The 16,399-nt window shown below is 44.4% G+C and carries 18 protein-coding genes; 4 read left to right on the forward strand and 14 right to left on the reverse strand.

What is annotated here, in order from left to right; translation table 11 throughout:
* Positions 1–123: 123 nt before the first annotated feature.
* Positions 124–582, reverse strand: coding sequence for a cupin domain-containing protein (locus ACE1CD_RS31905; RefSeq protein WP_374827321.1), 459 nt, complete (start codon positions 580–582; stop codon positions 124–126).
* 242 nt (positions 583–824) lie between these two features.
* On the opposite strand from ACE1CD_RS31905, the gene ACE1CD_RS31910 reads away from it, so the two are divergent.
* A complete protein-coding gene (locus ACE1CD_RS31910; RefSeq protein ID WP_374792297.1) occupies positions 825–962 on the forward strand; it encodes a hypothetical protein in 138 nt (45 codons plus the stop codon).
* Positions 963–964: 2 nt separating this feature from the next.
* On the opposite strand, the gene ACE1CD_RS31915 is transcribed toward ACE1CD_RS31910, so the two are convergent.
* From ACE1CD_RS31915 to ACE1CD_RS31970, 12 genes are all read right to left on the reverse strand, one after another.
* Positions 965–1,096 (reverse strand): hypothetical protein, encoded by a 132-nt coding sequence (locus ACE1CD_RS31915; protein ID WP_374827323.1) that lies wholly within the window; start codon positions 1,094–1,096, stop codon positions 965–967.
* 18 nt (positions 1,097–1,114) lie between these two features.
* Positions 1,115–1,396 carry a DUF2470 domain-containing protein gene (locus tag ACE1CD_RS31920; RefSeq protein WP_374827324.1) on the reverse strand — a complete coding sequence of 94 codons (282 nt, stop codon included), beginning with the start codon at positions 1,394–1,396 and terminating at the stop codon, positions 1,115–1,117.
* A gap of 147 nt (positions 1,397–1,543) precedes the next feature.
* Positions 1,544–1,921 carry a nitrite reductase small subunit NirD gene (gene nirD / locus ACE1CD_RS31925; RefSeq protein ID WP_374827325.1) on the reverse strand — a complete coding sequence of 126 codons (378 nt, stop codon included), beginning with the start codon at positions 1,919–1,921 and terminating at the stop codon, positions 1,544–1,546.
* Positions 1,922–1,974: 53 nt separating this feature from the next.
* Positions 1,975–2,613 carry a transaldolase family protein gene (locus tag ACE1CD_RS31930; protein WP_374827326.1) on the reverse strand — a complete coding sequence of 213 codons (639 nt, stop codon included), beginning with the start codon at positions 2,611–2,613 and terminating at the stop codon, positions 1,975–1,977.
* A 37-nt stretch (positions 2,614–2,650) separates the two neighbouring features.
* Positions 2,651–2,959 carry a divalent-cation tolerance protein CutA gene (gene cutA, locus ACE1CD_RS31935; protein WP_374827328.1) on the reverse strand — a complete coding sequence of 103 codons (309 nt, stop codon included), beginning with the start codon at positions 2,957–2,959 and terminating at the stop codon, positions 2,651–2,653.
* A gap of 25 nt (positions 2,960–2,984) precedes the next feature.
* Entirely contained in the window at positions 2,985–5,531 is a 2,547-nt protein-coding gene (gene nirB, locus ACE1CD_RS31940) for a nitrite reductase large subunit NirB (protein ID WP_374827329.1), read from the reverse strand.
* Between the two features lie 282 nt (positions 5,532–5,813).
* The gene (locus tag ACE1CD_RS31945; RefSeq protein ID WP_374827330.1) at positions 5,814–7,202 is read right to left on the reverse strand and encodes a tetratricopeptide repeat protein; all 1,389 of its coding nucleotides are present in this window, start codon (positions 7,200–7,202) and stop codon (positions 5,814–5,816) included.
* Positions 7,203–7,375: 173 nt separating this feature from the next.
* Positions 7,376–8,011 (reverse strand): uracil phosphoribosyltransferase, encoded by a 636-nt coding sequence (upp, locus tag ACE1CD_RS31950; RefSeq protein WP_374792313.1) that lies wholly within the window; start codon positions 8,009–8,011, stop codon positions 7,376–7,378.
* A gap of 74 nt (positions 8,012–8,085) precedes the next feature.
* Positions 8,086–8,487: a response regulator gene (locus ACE1CD_RS31955; protein ID WP_374792315.1), complete on the reverse strand. Its 402-nt coding sequence runs from the start codon at positions 8,485–8,487 to the stop codon at positions 8,086–8,088.
* 31 nt (positions 8,488–8,518) lie between these two features.
* Positions 8,519–9,748, reverse strand: coding sequence for a URC4/urg3 family protein (locus ACE1CD_RS31960; protein ID WP_374792317.1), 1,230 nt, complete (start codon positions 9,746–9,748; stop codon positions 8,519–8,521).
* Between the two features lie 195 nt (positions 9,749–9,943).
* Positions 9,944–11,206, reverse strand: coding sequence for a GTP cyclohydrolase II (locus tag ACE1CD_RS31965; protein WP_374792319.1), 1,263 nt, complete (start codon positions 11,204–11,206; stop codon positions 9,944–9,946).
* A 178-nt stretch (positions 11,207–11,384) separates the two neighbouring features.
* On the reverse strand, positions 11,385–12,545 hold the full coding sequence (locus tag ACE1CD_RS31970) for an MFS transporter (protein WP_374827331.1): 1,161 nt from the start codon (positions 12,543–12,545) through the stop codon (positions 11,385–11,387).
* A 340-nt stretch (positions 12,546–12,885) separates the two neighbouring features.
* Between ACE1CD_RS31970 and ACE1CD_RS31975 the strand changes: the two genes are divergently transcribed.
* The 3 genes from ACE1CD_RS31975 to ACE1CD_RS31985 all read left to right on the forward strand — a co-directional run bounded on the left by ACE1CD_RS31975 (position 12,886) and on the right by ACE1CD_RS31985 (position 16,064).
* On the forward strand, positions 12,886–13,617 hold the full coding sequence (locus ACE1CD_RS31975; protein WP_374827332.1) for a gamma-glutamyl-gamma-aminobutyrate hydrolase family protein: 732 nt from the start codon (positions 12,886–12,888) through the stop codon (positions 13,615–13,617).
* Between the two features lie 124 nt (positions 13,618–13,741).
* Positions 13,742–14,689: an RnfABCDGE type electron transport complex subunit D gene (locus tag ACE1CD_RS31980; protein WP_374792325.1), complete on the forward strand. Its 948-nt coding sequence runs from the start codon at positions 13,742–13,744 to the stop codon at positions 14,687–14,689.
* 58 nt (positions 14,690–14,747) lie between these two features.
* Positions 14,748–16,064 (forward strand): DUF2330 domain-containing protein, encoded by a 1,317-nt coding sequence (locus ACE1CD_RS31985; protein WP_374792327.1) that lies wholly within the window; start codon positions 14,748–14,750, stop codon positions 16,062–16,064.
* 74 nt (positions 16,065–16,138) lie between these two features.
* Here ACE1CD_RS31985 and ACE1CD_RS31990 read toward each other — a convergent pair whose 3' ends face one another.
* Positions 16,139–16,396 (reverse strand): hypothetical protein, encoded by a 258-nt coding sequence (locus ACE1CD_RS31990; RefSeq protein WP_374792329.1) that lies wholly within the window; start codon positions 16,394–16,396, stop codon positions 16,139–16,141.
* Between the last annotated feature and the right edge of the window lie 3 nt (positions 16,397–16,399).

Here is a 16,399-nt window from a genome sequence, read left to right on the forward strand (position 1 = left end):
TTATTTTTTTGCTTTTTCAATATAAAATATCGGCTAAAACCATTACTTTACGTGGTATTAGCCCTAAAAAATTCTGAGATTGAAATAGAATTGCCCTTCAGTGAATCTGCGTTCGATCGCTGGTTAGGAGAGGATTAAGTGGTGCAGGTCTGGAGCAATAGAACAGAGGAGTTGTGCTTCTTTGGAAGTGCTATCGAGTAGCTCAAAATTTGCGAATTCAAAACCAGGGGCGACGGAACAACCGACTAAAATGCTATCTTGAATCGGCATAGCTGCTTGCCACATACCTGAAGGGACGACATAGCAGAACTGGTTTTCTTCTGGTGATAATGTAATACGTTGTGGCGGTGACTGAGTACCATCCCAAAGATAGAGATAGAGACCTGCGCCTTGATAGAAATTCCAAACTTCGTCGCCGTTAACCCGATGGAAATGACTTTTTTCCTCTGGATTGAGGGAGAAGTAGATATGGGTGAGAGCGGATCTCAGGGTTGAATCGGCAGTGCTTACGGATGTGTTTGAGCGAAATATCTCATGGTATCTTCCTCCTTCTGGGTGTTCTATCAAATTCAGAGGCTTCATGGTTGTTATTTGCATGAATTTTTAACTAAGTATTAGTTATTAAGCATCAGTATACACTGGACTAAGTATGATGCTTTGTAACTTAATATTACGTAAAGTCTTACGGTTCGCTCATTTGTTAGGGAGTTAGAGAAATTGGGTAATAGAACGTGAGAGGCATACCACTAAAGGGAACAAGGGAGTAGAGAGAGTTGGGTGCAACCCCAACTCTCTCTACTCCAGATCGTGTAGGGTACAAAGCTATGAGCCAAACCCTAAATGTCACCAACGAGCGAGTAGACGATATACCCCTGCTTACTGCATTCCTCAAGGAGATGGGAGTACAATCGTTGCTAGATCGGCACTTTCCCACTACTGGACAGACTTATGCGAGGCGATAAGCTCACGCTTGTTGTTGCCTGTTGTGACCGACTCGCTCGGTTTGGATGAGAGGGGTGGAAATGGCTACTGCTGCTGAGTCATCAGACGATGAGATAAAAGCTAGTTGAGTTCTGCTGTGATTTTGCGATCGCACTCCAGCTGCACCATCCTTTCAACCCTGCGATCGCGCCTGTCTCACCATTGCGATGAGAGTGTGGTGAGCATCTTCGGAATCTTTGAGAACGCGGTCAAATTGAATGCGGACTGGTACAGTAGCATCATTGACTTGCACGGATAAATTCATGCCTTCAGGATCGATAGAAAGCATCTGTGCTGATGTCGCATGAGTTAAACTGCCAAAAGTTTGGGCGTAGATAAGTAGGGCATCTCCATGATCTTCGTTCATGTGGGAGCAGATGCGATCGCTCACTTGAGTAGAAAACGGTTCCGACATAACTGGATTCCCTGGAAACAGTGTAAAAACTTATTTATTTATACTATCTTGATACCTAAAATATAAAATTGCCAACCCCGATCGATACATGGGTTGGCAAAAAGGGGATTGTGTGTGTGTTTGGATGAACGCTGTTAGGGCAATTGCCTAATGGCTGGAAAACCCTTTATTAATGGCTACCTGCACTCGTCCTTCGATGACCCTGACTTGATAAGTTGGTAATTTGACGTTTTCGTCATCGAAACACTGTCCTGTTTGCAGGTTGAAGTTTTGTTTGTAAATTGGGGAAGCAACTTTGGGAATGCCGTTGCGATCGCCTATAATTCCCCGCGATAAAACATAAGCTTTGCTAAACGGATCGTAGTTACCGATCGCGTAAAGATCGGTTCCGTATCCAAGTCGGAAAACTGCTACCTGTTCGCCTGCTACTAAGGCGCAAACGCCAGTATTGGGTGCGATCGCAGACAGAGGGCAGATATTTACCCATGTTGTCATTGTATCGCGAACTGGTAATGCTTGAACCATTTTGTTTCTCCTCTTTTGTTAGCTGTCAGTTGTCAGTTGTAGAGCGGCCATGATTAATAACTAATGCCGCGTCCGTTTTTTTTGAAATCCTCAACAGTTTGCAGTGAAAGTTGGTTAGTTGCCATTGCCTGCAACATACTCAAGGGAAGCGTAAGATGATGCGCCCCTGCTTGCAGAGATGCGGCGGCTTCTTCTGGCGATTTGATGCTAGCGGCGAGAATTTCGGTGTTACTGTTTGCCAAAATGCTTGCCATTTCTCGCACTAAAGCAATACCATCACCTAATAGTTTGGTAGCGCGGTTAACATAGGCGATCGCATATTTTGCCCCCGCCTCTTTTGCCACAGCCGCTTGTGCTGGACTGTAAATTGCGGTCACCGAACAGGTAATTTCCGGAGAGAGGAGGGTAACAGCTTGAAAGCCAACTATTGTAGCCGGAATTTTCAGCACCGTTTGATAACCGATAATCTCAAAAGCCTTGCGACCTTCCTTAACCATTTCATCCAGTTCCGACGATATTAGCTGGTAATAAACCGGGCCATCGGTTAATTTAGCTAGTTCCTTGAGTGTCGTTTCTACTGGTAAATCGGTTTTCGATAAAAGAGTTGGGTTAGTGGTAATTCCTTTTACCCAGCCCAACTCTTTAGCGGTTTGGGCTTCTGAAATAATTGCGGAATCGAGATAAATGGTCATCAGTCTCCCAACCAGTTTGAAATTTGAATCCTGTCACTTATTTCAGCGGGACTTCTGCATTCAACCAATTGAAAAAGCCTTCATTGATTGACTCAGGAGAGATTTCAGCAATTAAATTGGTATAGCTGATGTGCTGGCGGATTACCTCTTCGATCGCTTCTCGATAGCCGGATTGGGTTTTGACAATCAGCACTGTTTCTGGTTCGTCTACGATTTTGCCTTCCCAACGATAAGCACAAGTGATGGGAAACCAATTCGTACAGACAGCTAACTGTTGCTGAAGCAATGCCTGACTAATCTGACGCGCTTCGTCTGAGGTGTTGAGAGTAATGTAGTAAAGTTTCATCGCTATTAATTCGGTGACGCGAAGCTTACCCTAATACATTACCAACCAAGGCTTTCTCGTGTTCCTTAGCAGGACGTTTTTGACCGCGTTCTTCGACATAAGCCAGAGTGGGGTCTGGTTCGTCGGAATTGACGAAGTGACGGAAGCGCTGGAGTTTTTCCGGGTCTTCAATAGTCGCTTTCCATTCGCACTGGTAGGTCTTGACAAGGTATTTCATTTGTGCTTCTAAATCAGCACAAATGCCGAGAGAATCTTCAATAATTACCTGTTTCAGGTATTCGATGCCGCCTTCCAGTTTGTTGAACCAAGTAGCAGTGCGTTCCAATCGGTCAGCGGTGCGGATGTAGAAAATTAAGAAGCGATCGATATAGTTAATCAGCGTTTCTTTGTCAATATCTGCTGCTAGTAATTGCGCGTGCTGCGGCTTCATCCCACCATTACCGCAGACGTACAAATTCCAGCCTTTTTCTGTGGCAATTACCCCAAAGTCTTTACCTTGCGCTTCCGCACACTCGCGGGTGCAACCAGAAACAGCAGATTTTAGTTTGTGAGGAGATCTCAAACCGCGATAGCGCAGTTCTAATTCGATCGCCAAACCAACAGAATCTTGCACGCCAAAGCGACACCAAGTACTACCCACACAAGATTTTACTGTTCGCAACGCCTTACCGTAAGCGTGTCCGGATTCAAATCCCGCATCTACTAATTTCTGCCAAATTAGGGGTAATTGATCCACACGCGCACCAAACAAATCGATGCGCTGTCCGCCAGTAATTTTAGTGTAAAGATTGAACTCCTTGGCAACTTCTCCCAAAGCAATTAGTTTTTCTGGCGTAATTTCTCCCCCCGGCACTCTGGGAACTACCGAGTATGTACCATCCCGCTGAATGTTTGCCAGATAGTAATCGTTTGTATCTTGCAAACTGATATGAGTGGGAGTCAAAACATGATCGTTCCAAGTAGAAGCAAGCATGGAAGCAACGGCAGGTTTGCAAATTTCGCAACCCAATCCTTTACCGTGTTTTTGGAGTAAATCATCAAATGTTTTGATTTGGTGGAATCGCAATAAATGATAGAGTTCTTGACGGGAATAGGGGAAATGTTCGCAGAGATGATTCTTCACCACCAATCCAGCTTTTTTCATCTCCGACTTGAGGATATCCGTTACCAACGGTACGCAACCGCCGCAACCTGTTCCCGCTTTGGTGCATTTTTTGACGCTGCCGATATCGGTGAGTTTGTTTTCGCGAATAGCAGTACAAATTTGCGATTTGCTGACATTATTGCACGAGCAAATTTGGGCTGTATCCGGCAAACTTTCTACTCCCATTGCGGCGACTGCTGATTTGCCTTCTCGTGGTGACATTAGCAAATCTTCGGGATGGGGTGGCAAAGTTATGCCGTTTTGAACAAATTGCAGCAGAGTGCCATAAGCGGAAGCATCGCCTATTAAAATTCCACCTAACAAACGGGTGCCATCTTCGTTGAGTACCAGTTTTTTGTAGATACCTCGAACGTTATCGGTGATGGCGATTTTTTTAGCATTGGGTGTTCTGGCAAAGGCATCTCCGAAGCTGGCTACGTCTACTCCCAATAATTTCAGTTTGGTGGACATATCCGCGCCAGTAAATTTGCTAGTGGTGATATTGTTGAAAATATCTGCTACGACTCCTGCCATTGTGTAGCCTGGTGCGACTAAGCCGTAGATGCGATTTTGATAAAGGGCGCATTCTCCAATAGCGTAAATATCTGGATCTGAAGTTTGGCAATCATCGTTGATGATTATTCCGCCTCTTTCTCCGATTGCCAATCCGCATTGTCTGGCGAGTTCGTCGCGGGGACGAATGCCGGCGGAGAAGAGGATCGTGTCTGTTTCTAATTCGGTGCCATCAGCGAATAGCATTTTGACGATTCTGCCGTTTTTGCTGAGGATTTCTGTGGTAGTTTTATTGGTATGAATGGATATTCCCAGTTCTTCTATTTTATTGCGAAGGATAGCACCACCGACATCATCTATTTGCATTGGCATGAGGCGAGGTGCAAATTCGACGATGTGGGTTTTTAATCCGAGGTTTTGGAGTGCGTTGGCTGCTTCTAATCCTAATAATCCTCCGCCTACAACTACGCCTACTTTGCAGTTTTTGGCGTAGGCGGACATCGCTTCGAGGTCTTCAATTGTCCGATAAACGAAAGTTCCTGTAGCGTTATTTCCTTTAATCGGCGGTACGAAGGGATAGGAACCTGTTGCCAAGACAATTTTGTCGTAGGGAAGTGTTACCCCATTGGCAGAGGTGACGGTTTTTTCTTGCCTGTTAATGGCAACTGCTTTATCGCCGATATGGATTTGAATACCGTTTTCTTGATATAATCCGGGTTCGACTAGAGATAAATCTGCGGCAGTTTTGCCAGAAAAGAAGCTGCTGAGATTAACGCGATCGTAAGCAACGCGAGGTTCTTCGCAGAAGGTTATTAAGTTCCATTTTTGGGTCGCACATGAAGCGATCGCCAGTTCTAAGAACTTGTGACCTACCATGCCGTTGCCGATAACTATGAGATTCTTTTTGGCTATCATGAATTTCTAAAACGCCTATGTTTTAGTTCTCCTTATCAGTCTTATAAACAGCCACTATAGTATTTTGTAAATTTAGATACAAATTTGCTTTGGCTATGCAGAATCGGATCGATCCCTATTTCGTTTTTGCATTTGCTGTGAAAATAGGTGGCTGTTTGAGTGAAAACTTTTACGATTTGAAATTTTTGTAACTTTAGATACGGAAATTCAATAACTATTAGTATATAAATGCTGCCTATTTTGTTTTTGGCTTACAACGTAGGTTGGAAGTGAAGTGCTAGACTACTGGTCTAACTTTATAATCAAGTCGATAATTTTTTGGTTGACCGCTATATTCGTATTTTCCAAACAAAGTTGTCTGGCTTTTTGTAAATCTTCATTGGCTCCTAAATTATCTCCTATTTGAGCGCGAACGACGCCTTTGTTAAAGTAAGCTTCTACGAAGTTAGGATTGAGATTTACTGCGTTGTGAAAATCTGCGATCGCTTCTTCATATTCTCCCATTTTGTAGCGAACTACGCCGCGATTGGAGTAAGCTTCGGCAAATTCCGGATTGAGGGAGAGCGCACAATTAAAATCTGCGATCGCACTTTGGTATTCATCCAGAGTATAGCGAGTTGCACCTCTGCTAGAGTAAGCTGTTGCCAAGTTTGCATTCAAAATTAAAGCGCGATCGAAATCGGCAATTGCTGCTTGGTAATTTCCCATTGTATAGCGAACTGCACCTCGATTTACGTAAGCTTCTGCCAAATTGGGAGATAAGTCGATCGCTCGTTCAAAATCGCTCATTGCTAAATCGTAATTCCCCAGTCTATAGTAAACCACACCCCGACTGGAGTATAACGAAAAGTCCACCTTCAAAGTTAATCCTCGATCGTAATCTGCTAGCGCTTCTTGATAATTTCCCAGAAGTTGCTGCAAACAACCTCGGATGTAATAATGTTCGGCAAAATTCGGTCTTAGATGAATCAACTCTGTGTAATCTGCAATTGCTCCCCGATAATCTTCCATATCGTTGACGCGAACTAAAAATATGCGCGAAGCAGCTAATGAATAATCTGGATTGATGCGAAGTAACAATTTATAATCATCAATTGCTCCTTGATAATCCCCCATTTTTTCGCGGGTATAACCGCGTTCGTAATGAGCATCAATCGAATTCGGTTCGAGCGTCAGCCAGCGGTTATAATCCTCAATTGCGCCTTGATAATTTTCTATTTTTCTGCGAACGCGAGCGCGTTTTTGATAGGCATTAGCATCGTGAGGCTTGGCACTAATTAAACTATTATAATCATCATTAGCTGCTTGGTAATTTTCCAGATTTTCCCAAACATCCGCCCGTTTTTCATAAATATCTATATAATTAGGAGCGAGCCGAAGCAACTGGGTGTAATCATCAATTGCTCCTTGGTAATCTTTTATAAAGTTGCGAGCTTCCGCTCGTTTTTCATAAGCATCGGCATAGTTGGAATCTATTTCAATTGCGCGATCGTAATTTTCGATCGCACCTTCATAATCTAATAATAACAAGCGGCCATTGCCTAACTCATAATGAAGCGGAGCAATTTCTATAGGCTGGATAACTCCTTGAGCAACATCTCCCAAAGCTCCGAAAATATCGCCTTGCTCGAATTTAGATGCGGCTCGATTAAATAGTTCTTCAAAATTCATATAATTTTAGCTCATCAGGACGAATTCACTGATTAATTATCGATGGTTCTTTCGGATTTATGGGTAAAAATGTTCCGTTATATTACAGTTGAGTGTGATGTTGGGTGACGACACGCTCTGAAAGAGAGAGGGAGAGGGAAGAGGGGAAATTTTGACTTTTGAATGAGTGACTTTTATTTTGTCCCGTAGAGACGATCGCCCGCATCTCCAAGTCCGGGTACAATATAACCGTGTTCGTCCAAATAATCATCTATTGCCGCCGTATAGATAGGAACATCGGGATGCTGTTCGTGAAAATGTGCAATTCCTTCTGGTGCGGCTAGCAAACATAAAAACTTGATCGAAAGGGGATTGACTTCCTTAATTCTATCAACAGCAGCAACAGCGGAATTTCCCGTTGCCAACATGGGATCGACAATTAAAACATCTCGCTGTTCGATATCTTGAGGAACCTTAAAATAATATTCAATTGCGACAAGAGTTGTGGGGTCGCGATACAAACCGATATGTCCTACCCGCGCCGAGGGAATTAATTCTAAAATGCCATCCAAAATCCCCTGTCCCGCTCGCATAATCGAGATAATTACCATCTTTTTTTCTGCTGCCAGCATGGGTGCTAACATAGGAGCGATCGGCGTTTTAATTTCTGCGTACCTCAGCGGCAAATCTCGCGTCACCTCATAAGCTAACAACATCCCGATTTCTCTGAGCAAGTTGCGAAATTTTGCCGTACTGGTTTGCGTTTGACGCATTAGCGTCAACTTATGCTGGATTAAGGGATGGTCGATTACGGTAACGTTAGTTGTCATTTCTTATTGGTAGATAGCTTTGGTTTTAGCTTTTCGAGTGATAACGCATTTATCTGAAAATTTCTCACAATACTTCATTCTTCAGCCAGCTTCGCCGCCTGGTATTTTTCAGTCGCTTCTTGGACGACAGCCTTAAGTTCGTCTATATTACAAGGCTTGGTAATTAATTTAAACACCTGAGCCTTTTTCATATTTTCTCCGAGTCCGTCCATTTCCTCGCCGAGTCCGCTGAGAAGAATGCGAATTGTATGGGGAAAACGTTCGAGCGTAGTGGTTAAAAATTCAACACCTGTCATTTCCGGCATGAGATGATCGGAAATAATCACGGCCATTTCACCTTCTCGATCGAGAGTTTGCAGAGCGATGGCAGGACTCTCTGCTTTAAATATTTGAAACTGACGCCGAAACGTCCTGTACATCAAGTCCAGGTTTTCCGGTTCGTCGTCAACCACCATTAGTTTCGGTTTTTCAGACATTTGCAAATTTAACTCGGCTATTTACTAATTTTTAAAACACCGTTCCATCACTTTGTATTTGAATGGGGGGAACGCCACCTTCTCTTAATGATGATGCTATTTTACGTCCGGCACTCCAGGTTCCTCCTTGTAATACTTTCACTAGCGGTAATTCAGCAGGACTCATATTTAGCTTTTGTCTGATGGCGGCGGCAATCCGATCGAGCAAAGCGACGGTTAACGCTCGCCATTCTACAATTATCTCAGATTCGACTGGATAAGGTTCGCGCCACACATCTGGCTGTTTTAACTCAAGGAGTCCCATATCCAAGCACAAACCGCCATTGCGATATTCTGGCAAACCGGTCAGCTCGTCTAGTTCGGTAATTTCTAAACCGATTTCCTGGAGTGGTTCGAGGAGAGAATAAGTTAACCACTGGGAAAGTTTGTGAAACGGCACATAGCGATCGCTTTCATTATCCCCCTGCAAAGATGGATGTATCCACACATCGCCTAAGTTAACGCCTGCGATCGCCAATCTCCCCGGCCAAATTTCCCCCAATCCCTCTAAAACCGCACTCAATACCGTACTTGCCGCCAGTCGATCGTTACTTTTATCCAGCAGGTAATCTACCATATTTCCCGGACGCGGATTCTCTTTGCCAAAAACTGTTACATTTTGAGTTAGCACCTGTCCCAAACGCTGTAATAATTCTAACCTGCCCTCTACACCTACCAAATAATTGTCCGCGCTTACCTGAAATCCTTCTTTTAGCGCTTCTGGGGTCAAATCTTGCAGTTTTTTCGCATCAGCTTGCCAGGGTAAATCTGGGTTACTGGAAAAAACGCCTTGACAAAACATCCGAAAACTCGCTATTGCCAACCCTTCCGAACGACGAAACACCTGTCCGGTTTCTTGTTCCCAATATTGCCAATTTGTACCCGCGCCGGCATCCAGCAAAACACTGATAATTGCTAGATCGAATTTTATTTTAGCTGTTTCTAGAGGTGAGAGTTTTGCCAAAATGCGATCGAGTTCCGTGAGGCGCGAAACCTTACCCACCTCGAAATGTCGCCAGCGACTGTGAAAAGGTATTTCCAGGTTTGGATAATCTTCGCGCATCACTTCTATAACATAGTCGGCGCACTTAGCCAATTTTGTCAAATCTACGCGAAAGTAATGCAGCTTATTTTCGCACGCTAATTTAAAGATGCGATCGCACCTTTCTCGAATCGCCGTCGGAGTTCTCAAATAAGCAATAACTTCTTCTTCCTTCATCATTTTTCAATTTTCCTTTTCCCTTTAACCGCCTGCGACTGAGCGCTTTATCCCGAACTATTTATCGTGTAGCTTAAAATGCTAAAAAGCCCCGCAATAAACTAACATAATATTCTTGGTCAATGGTGACTTGGGTTCCTTATACGTCCATATCCCCGACTTCTTGAAGAAGTCGGGGATATGGGGTGTTATTTATTCCTACTCTTCCAAACCGCGACCCTTAATTCCCGCCAACGAGATCGCATCTGGAACTTCTCCCGGTGTGAAGTAACCGGCTGCTTGTTTAGCGGCGATTTCCACTTTGGCATCATCGGGAATTCGATCTTCAGGAATCGCAATTCTTTCGACTACTTGAATACCAGAATTGACAATCGCGTTATACTTCATATCGCTCATCGAAACCAAGCGATCGATCCTCGTAATTCCCAACCAATGCAACACATCCGGCATTAATTCTTGAAAGCGCATATCTTGAACACCCGCCACACATTCCGTGCGAGCGAAATAGGCATCAGCGCGATCGCCTCCTTCCTGACGTTTGCGAGCATTATAAACCAAAAACTTAGTAACTTCGCCCAAAGCGCGACCTTCTTTCCGGAAATAGACAATTACACCCGCACCGCCTGACTGTGCTGTTTGGATGCAAACTTCAATTCCGTGTACCAAATAAGGACGACAAGTGCAAATATCAGAACCGAACACATCCGAACCGTTGCATTCGTCGTGTATCCGCACCGCCAGCAGTCGATTTGGATCTGTAATTGCCTCCACATCTCCAATTACATAAACAGTAATTCCCCCAATTGGAGGTAAGAAAACGTGCAAATCCGGACGAGTCACCAACTCCGGGAACATTCCACCCGTTTGTTGAAAAAGAATGCGCCGTAAATCGCTTTCCTTAACCTGAAGTCGCTTAGCAATTCCAGGTAAATACCAAACCGGATCTATAGCAACTTTAGTTACTACCAAATTACCATTACTTTTGAGAATTTTACCATCAATTTGTAATTCACCTTTAGCGACTTCATCTAACAATTCCGGCATATTGATGTGAGCTTTGGTGACGGCAATTGTGGGGCGAATATCGTAACCCTGTTCGTAAAATTGGGTGTAAACTTCACCGACAATGGCACCAAAAGGATCGAGAGAGATAATTCGATCGGGATCGGCCCAACTGGGATGTGGCCCGATGCGAACAACGGGAGACGTATTTGTCAAGTCCGGACGGTGATTTGGTTGAAGTGCGCCAGATGCGATCGCCAGTGCGCGATAGACAGCATAAGATCCGGAATGAGTGCCGATCGCATTGCGCTGATTGGCATTAGTTAACGTACCAATAATCGGCCCCCGTTCGATCGGGTCGCTTTTTCCCCAATCTATTGCCGGTTTTTGAGCGGATCTATTGGGATGGGAAGTCAGAACAATATGCTTGTGCTTAGATACTGGTTTTTGGTTATCCATAATTTGCCCGGTCGGTATTTTTAACTTGTAAGGGTAAATAAACTAATATCTTAGCAAGCAAATTTTCTATTTGGCAGTATTCTGCACTGCTAAATTCATAATTGAATAACCCGGTTTCTATGAAAAATGGTGAGTTTCATAGTAGAGACGTTTCATGAAACGTCTCCACTACTTGAGATCAGGCAGTACGGGCGGGTCTATTCACAAACGACACAGCTGCGATCGTCGCTGCCAAAGCCAACATTACGCCTCCTACGAGAGCAAACGTAGGGCCAAGTTTAATTTGTTGGGCAATTGGCTGAATAATAATAGGAGAAAAGAATTGCCCCAAAAACATAGAAGTTGTCAAACCTCCCAGCAATCTTCCCCTAGCGGCGACAGGTGCGATCGCATTCAGCCAAACATTCATGTTGGGAAGCATCAAACCCAATCCCAAACCGGCAACTATTAAACCCAGAACTGCGAAAGCGTAACTATTAGCAAATGAAACAGAGATATACCCCAAACCTATCAGAGGGTACAAACACACGAGAATCATTTGAAAACTGAGACGTGCCTTAATAGTTTTATAGAACAAAGACATCGTTGCACTAGCGAGAGTAGAAGCAGCTATTGCCATCCCTACTTGAGCGCTGCTGACTTGAAAATTCCGCAAATAAAATGGAATTTGCACCGGAATCATGTAGAAAACGACCATCGTCAAAAAAGTCAGCAAGTAGATCGGTAAAAGCGTTTTAATCGGCAACTCAGTATCGGAATCTTCAGCTAAAGTTGATGTATGTCCTGCTGTTCTTTCCGGCTCGGTGATGCTGAATATAACCAGTGGTAAAATGATAAAAGCAGAAAGGTAAATAAAGAATGGCCCCCGCCAGCTTAGACCTGCCAAAAAGCCTCCCAATAACAGGAAAGCCACTCCACCATAGCCCATAAAAGCCGCTTGGGTACCCATAATTTGATTGCGTTGCGGCCCCTGATAGTAATCAGCAATTAGGGTGACGCAAGTCGTCATAATTGCAGCAACTGCCAAACCCAAAAAAGCTCGTCCAATTAACAGCCCAGTCAGAGAACTGAGGACGCAACCAGTACCGCCAGCTATGCCATATAGAAATATCGCCGCCATTAACAAAGGTTTGCGTCCAAATCGGTCGATAATTGCGCCCGCAAAAGGGGCACCCAAACCTGTGAACAATCCAGGCAGAGTCAAGAGAAGTTTAACCCAAAATTCTGAATTGGGTTCGTTGTTAAAAAATTCCTGCATTTGGGGCAAAGCTGGTGAAATTGTCGCACCAGCCATAACAGTCATCGTACTGGCAATCAGCAAAGTGATGAGTTTGAGCATAGGGATTGATCTGTTTCTAATCCTGGGTCATCAGCAGTTTTGCGCGTCAAACTGAGGCAAATTTGTGCTTCAGTCATTCCTTCTATTTTGATTTATAGTGGAATCTATTTAGCAAGCGACATTGGCACAATTTGCTTTATTTTGCCTGAATTAGGATGCCCAACCCACAAAAAGCGGGAAATTTGATTTGTTTTCTGCCTAAGTATCTGCGGATACAAACTGGCCACGATCGTCAATCTAAGATCGACTCCAGCTATATAGATATTCCATGAGCGGGGAATAATATCTTCAGGGCTGAGTATTTAGTTGCCCGCCTAATGTTATAAACTGAGACGATCGCATGAAATTTCATCCACCGCTCATCGGCATCACTACCTCCAGTCAACATCAAACTGCCAGCTTTTGTGTGCGGCGCGAATATGTAGACGCAGTGCGCCTCGCAGGTGGTTTACCCATGCTGCTGACCCCAGGGGAACCCAACCTCGCTACTATCCTGGAATGGGTAGATGGGATTATCTTCTCAGGCGGGGGCGATATTGACCCAGCCGCTTATAACGGCGCAGCCCATCCTAGCATATATAATGTGGACGCAGAACGCGATCGCTTCGAGCTATCCCTAGCCCAACTCGCTCTAGAAACAGATATCCCCATCTTAGGCATCTGTCGCGGTTTAGAAATACTGGTAGTCGCCAGTGGCGGTAAATTGGTAACTCATTTGCCCGACGAATTTGGCGAAACCATCGTCCACCGCGCCGAACAAGCGCGTCCGTGCGAGCATAACGTTCAAATTACCCCAAATAGCCGCCTTGCCACAATAATTGGCCCAGGAGAAGCAAAAATTGTTTCCTGGCACCATCAAGCAGCCAGCACCATCCCACCAGACTGGCGTCTTACCGCCCAAGCATCTGATGGCGTCATCGAAGCATTAGAACATCAACATCATCCGTGGGCTTTAGCACTGCAATGGCATCCCGAACTTTCCCTCAACGACGAACGCCAACAGCGAATTTTCCGCACCTTCGTTGCAGCAGCAGCACATCGAAACGCCGCATTTTCTCAAAAAGCTGGCTGAAGTTCGGTCAGTTGTCAGTGGTGAATTGTAAGTTGTTCTTTACTACTGACCACTGACTGTTGACTGCTGACAACTGTAACAATTTTGTTGCACAGCAACTATTTTGGTCTTCGGGTTATCTAAATTGAGAACAGCAATTTTACCGATACGCGCAATGCTGCTAAAAGATATCCGAGACTATCAAATTTTGTTTTTATCCCTGTTCCTCATCTTGGGCATCGGGACAAGGGACTGGACACTGCGGCCTGAGTTAATTGTAGTTGCGATCGTCACCTGCCTGGTAACCCAATGGCTAGCAGAGCGTGCCACATCCATAGCGCCCTACCTTAAACAGAATATCGCAAATCTGCTGAAGCGATCGGACAATTACCCCCATCAACCCAACTTAAATTTAATCAACCCCCAAAAATCGACCTCACTTCGCAGCGCCGCCATCACCGCATTAAGCCTTTCTCTCTTACTGCGAACCGAACATTACAGCACCATGATTCTCGCCGCATCCCTGGCAATCTTAAGTAAATTTATTTTTCAAATCGGACACAAGCATTTTTTTAACCCCGCCAACTTCGGCATCATTGCAGCTATCACCTTCACCAAAGACGCCTGGGTTTCACCCGGACAATGGGGAGAAGATTGGTGGTATGCACTATTATTTTTAGGCACCGGCGGCATGATATTAAAACGAGTCGGGCGATGGGACACAACCGCAGCTTTTTTAGGTTCCTACGCCTTACTCGAAGCCATTCGCAACCTTTGGCTCGGTTGGACGTGGGACGTATATTTCCACAAGTTAATGAGCGGTTCATTATTGCTGTTTGCCTTATTTATGATTACCGACCCCCGCTCAATTCCCAATGCCAAAATAAGTCGTTTGTTATGGGCAGCCAGCATCGCCCTCCTCACCTTTATTCTGCGTAATTACTTCTTCCTTTCCACCGCAGTATTTTGGGCATTGTTTGCGCTTGCGCCCTCCACAATTATTCTAGATTACCTTTGGACAGCACCCATATTTTCCTGGTCATTTGTCAGGAGTAACTTATCCTTCAGTCGCAGACAACAATTAACAACATAGGATTGCAAGGTGGGCAGTGCCCACCTTACCAAGGGTAACCGAAAAAAAGGAACTTACAATGAAGCCATTTCGTATTTTGATAACTTCACTTATAACATTACTAGCTGTCATTTGCTTTGCCCCTACAGCTTGGGCATTTTGCGGTTTTTATGTCGCCAAAGCAGACAGCAAACTTTACAACAAAGCTTCCCAAGTAATCATTGCCCGCGATGGTAGCAACACTATTTTAACAATGGCAAACGACTATCAAGGAAATGCCAAAGACTTTGCCTTAGTCGTCCCCGTTCCTGTAGTTTTACAACAAGAACAAGTGCGCGTTGGCGACTCCAAAACTATCGAACGTTTAGATGCTTTTAGTGCGCCTCGACTGGTGGAATATGCTGACCCAGACCCTTGTGCAGTTTATGGGACGGAAGGCGGTGTAACAAGAGGAGGGGCAGTAATGACCGCAGCGCCATTAAGAAGGGCTAGAGATGAGGAAAACGCCTTTGGTGTCACCGTCGAATCTCGCTTCAGTGTCGGAGAATACGACATTTTAATTTTAAGCGCTACAGAATCAAATGGTTTGCAAACATGGCTTGTTCGCAACGGCTATAAAATTCCTGCCGGTGCAAGTCAACTGTTGCAACCTTACATCCGGCAAAACATGAAATTCTTCGTTGCCAAAGTCAACCTTGCCGAATTTCAAAAATCCGGTTATCAATATTTGCGACCGCTACAAATAGCCTACGAATCTCCCAAATTTATGCTACCGATTCGTCTGGGTATGGTAAACGCTACCGCAGAACAAGATTTAATTGTTTATATCTTATCGCCAAAAGGACAAGCTGAAGTTACAAATTACCGCACAGTTAAAGTGCCATCAGATGCAGAAATTCCTGTCTTTGTCAAGAAAGAATTTGGCGAATTTTACAAAGCCATGTTTGCTACAGCTTATACTCAAGAAGACAAAAAAGTAGCATTTATGGAATATGCCTGGGATATGAGTAACTGCGACCCTTGTTCGGCAGAACCGTTAAATCAAGAAGAACTGAAACAAGCTGGTGTTTTTTGGCTTACTCCCGCCAGAGGTAATAATGTTTTTATTACCCGCCTTCATGTGCGCTATACCCGCGATAAGTTTCCCGAAGATTTGATGTTCCAAGAAACCGCCAACCGCCAAACATTCCAGGGACGATATATTCTGCGCCATCCTTTTGAAGGAGATGCCAGATGTGAAGCAGGTCAACAATACAAAAAATCTTTAGGTCAAAGATTTGAACAGGAAGCACAGACTTTAGCTAAACTAACCGGATGGAATATCAATGATATTCGCAAAAAGCTTCCCGTTACTCAAAATCAATCGCAACCTTTTTGGCGAAATATTTGGAATTAGTCATTTGTCATCAGTCATTGTTGTAGGGTGCGTTAACGCAGTGTAACGCACCTGACAATAGTCGGAACAAAGCCTTAGTTTTGTTCGGCAAACCTAGCCAATAATTCTGCACGGGATAATTGCAATAACATGGGAGTAAATTCTGCTGGCGGCAATGTCAATATGAGGGGGATAATTGCCGCTAGCTGTTCGTCTAATAACCCAAATCGAACTTGCAGCAAATTTTCTACTATCTGACGCCTTTCTGCCTGAATACCCTGCTGAATACCCTGCTGAATGCCTTCTTGGATAGCTTGTTCGCGGTCTTGTTCGTAAAGTGGTGCTAATCTCATAAT

The sequence above is a fragment of the Aerosakkonema sp. BLCC-F183 genome (genome assembly GCF_041929145.1).
Classification (GTDB): domain Bacteria; phylum Cyanobacteriota; class Cyanobacteriia; order Cyanobacteriales; family Aerosakkonemataceae; genus Aerosakkonema.

What these genes read in the sequence shown, in the direction of transcription:
- ACE1CD_RS31985 (WP_374792327.1), top strand. Translation starts at nt 14,748, where the DNA reads ATGAAGCCATTTCGTATTTTGATAACTTCACTTATAACATTACTAGCT.
- nirD (WP_374827325.1), bottom strand. Translation starts at nt 1,921, where the DNA reads ATGGTTCAAGCATTACCAGTTCGCGATACAATGACAACATGGGTAAAT.
- ACE1CD_RS31920 (WP_374827324.1), bottom strand. Translation starts at nt 1,396, where the DNA reads ATGTCGGAACCGTTTTCTACTCAAGTGAGCGATCGCATCTGCTCCCAC.
- nirB (WP_374827329.1), bottom strand. Translation starts at nt 5,531, where the DNA reads ATGATAGCCAAAAAGAATCTCATAGTTATCGGCAACGGCATGGTAGGT.
- cutA (WP_374827328.1), bottom strand. Translation starts at nt 2,959, where the DNA reads ATGAAACTTTACTACATTACTCTCAACACCTCAGACGAAGCGCGTCAG.
- ACE1CD_RS31945 (WP_374827330.1), bottom strand. Translation starts at nt 7,202, where the DNA reads ATGAATTTTGAAGAACTATTTAATCGAGCCGCATCTAAATTCGAGCAA.
- ACE1CD_RS31930 (WP_374827326.1), bottom strand. Translation starts at nt 2,613, where the DNA reads ATGACCATTTATCTCGATTCCGCAATTATTTCAGAAGCCCAAACCGCT.
- ACE1CD_RS31970 (WP_374827331.1), bottom strand. Translation starts at nt 12,545, where the DNA reads ATGCTCAAACTCATCACTTTGCTGATTGCCAGTACGATGACTGTTATG.
- ACE1CD_RS31960 (WP_374792317.1), bottom strand. Translation starts at nt 9,748, where the DNA reads ATGATGAAGGAAGAAGAAGTTATTGCTTATTTGAGAACTCCGACGGCG.
- ACE1CD_RS31990 (WP_374792329.1), bottom strand. Translation starts at nt 16,396, where the DNA reads ATGAGATTAGCACCACTTTACGAACAAGACCGCGAACAAGCTATCCAA.
- ACE1CD_RS31910 (WP_374792297.1), top strand. Translation starts at nt 825, where the DNA reads ATGAGCCAAACCCTAAATGTCACCAACGAGCGAGTAGACGATATACCC.
- ACE1CD_RS31955 (WP_374792315.1), bottom strand. Translation starts at nt 8,487, where the DNA reads ATGTCTGAAAAACCGAAACTAATGGTGGTTGACGACGAACCGGAAAAC.
- upp (WP_374792313.1), bottom strand. Translation starts at nt 8,011, where the DNA reads ATGACAACTAACGTTACCGTAATCGACCATCCCTTAATCCAGCATAAG.
- ACE1CD_RS31965 (WP_374792319.1), bottom strand. Translation starts at nt 11,206, where the DNA reads ATGGATAACCAAAAACCAGTATCTAAGCACAAGCATATTGTTCTGACT.
- ACE1CD_RS31975 (WP_374827332.1), top strand. Translation starts at nt 12,886, where the DNA reads ATGAAATTTCATCCACCGCTCATCGGCATCACTACCTCCAGTCAACAT.
- ACE1CD_RS31905 (WP_374827321.1), bottom strand. Translation starts at nt 582, where the DNA reads ATGAAGCCTCTGAATTTGATAGAACACCCAGAAGGAGGAAGATACCAT.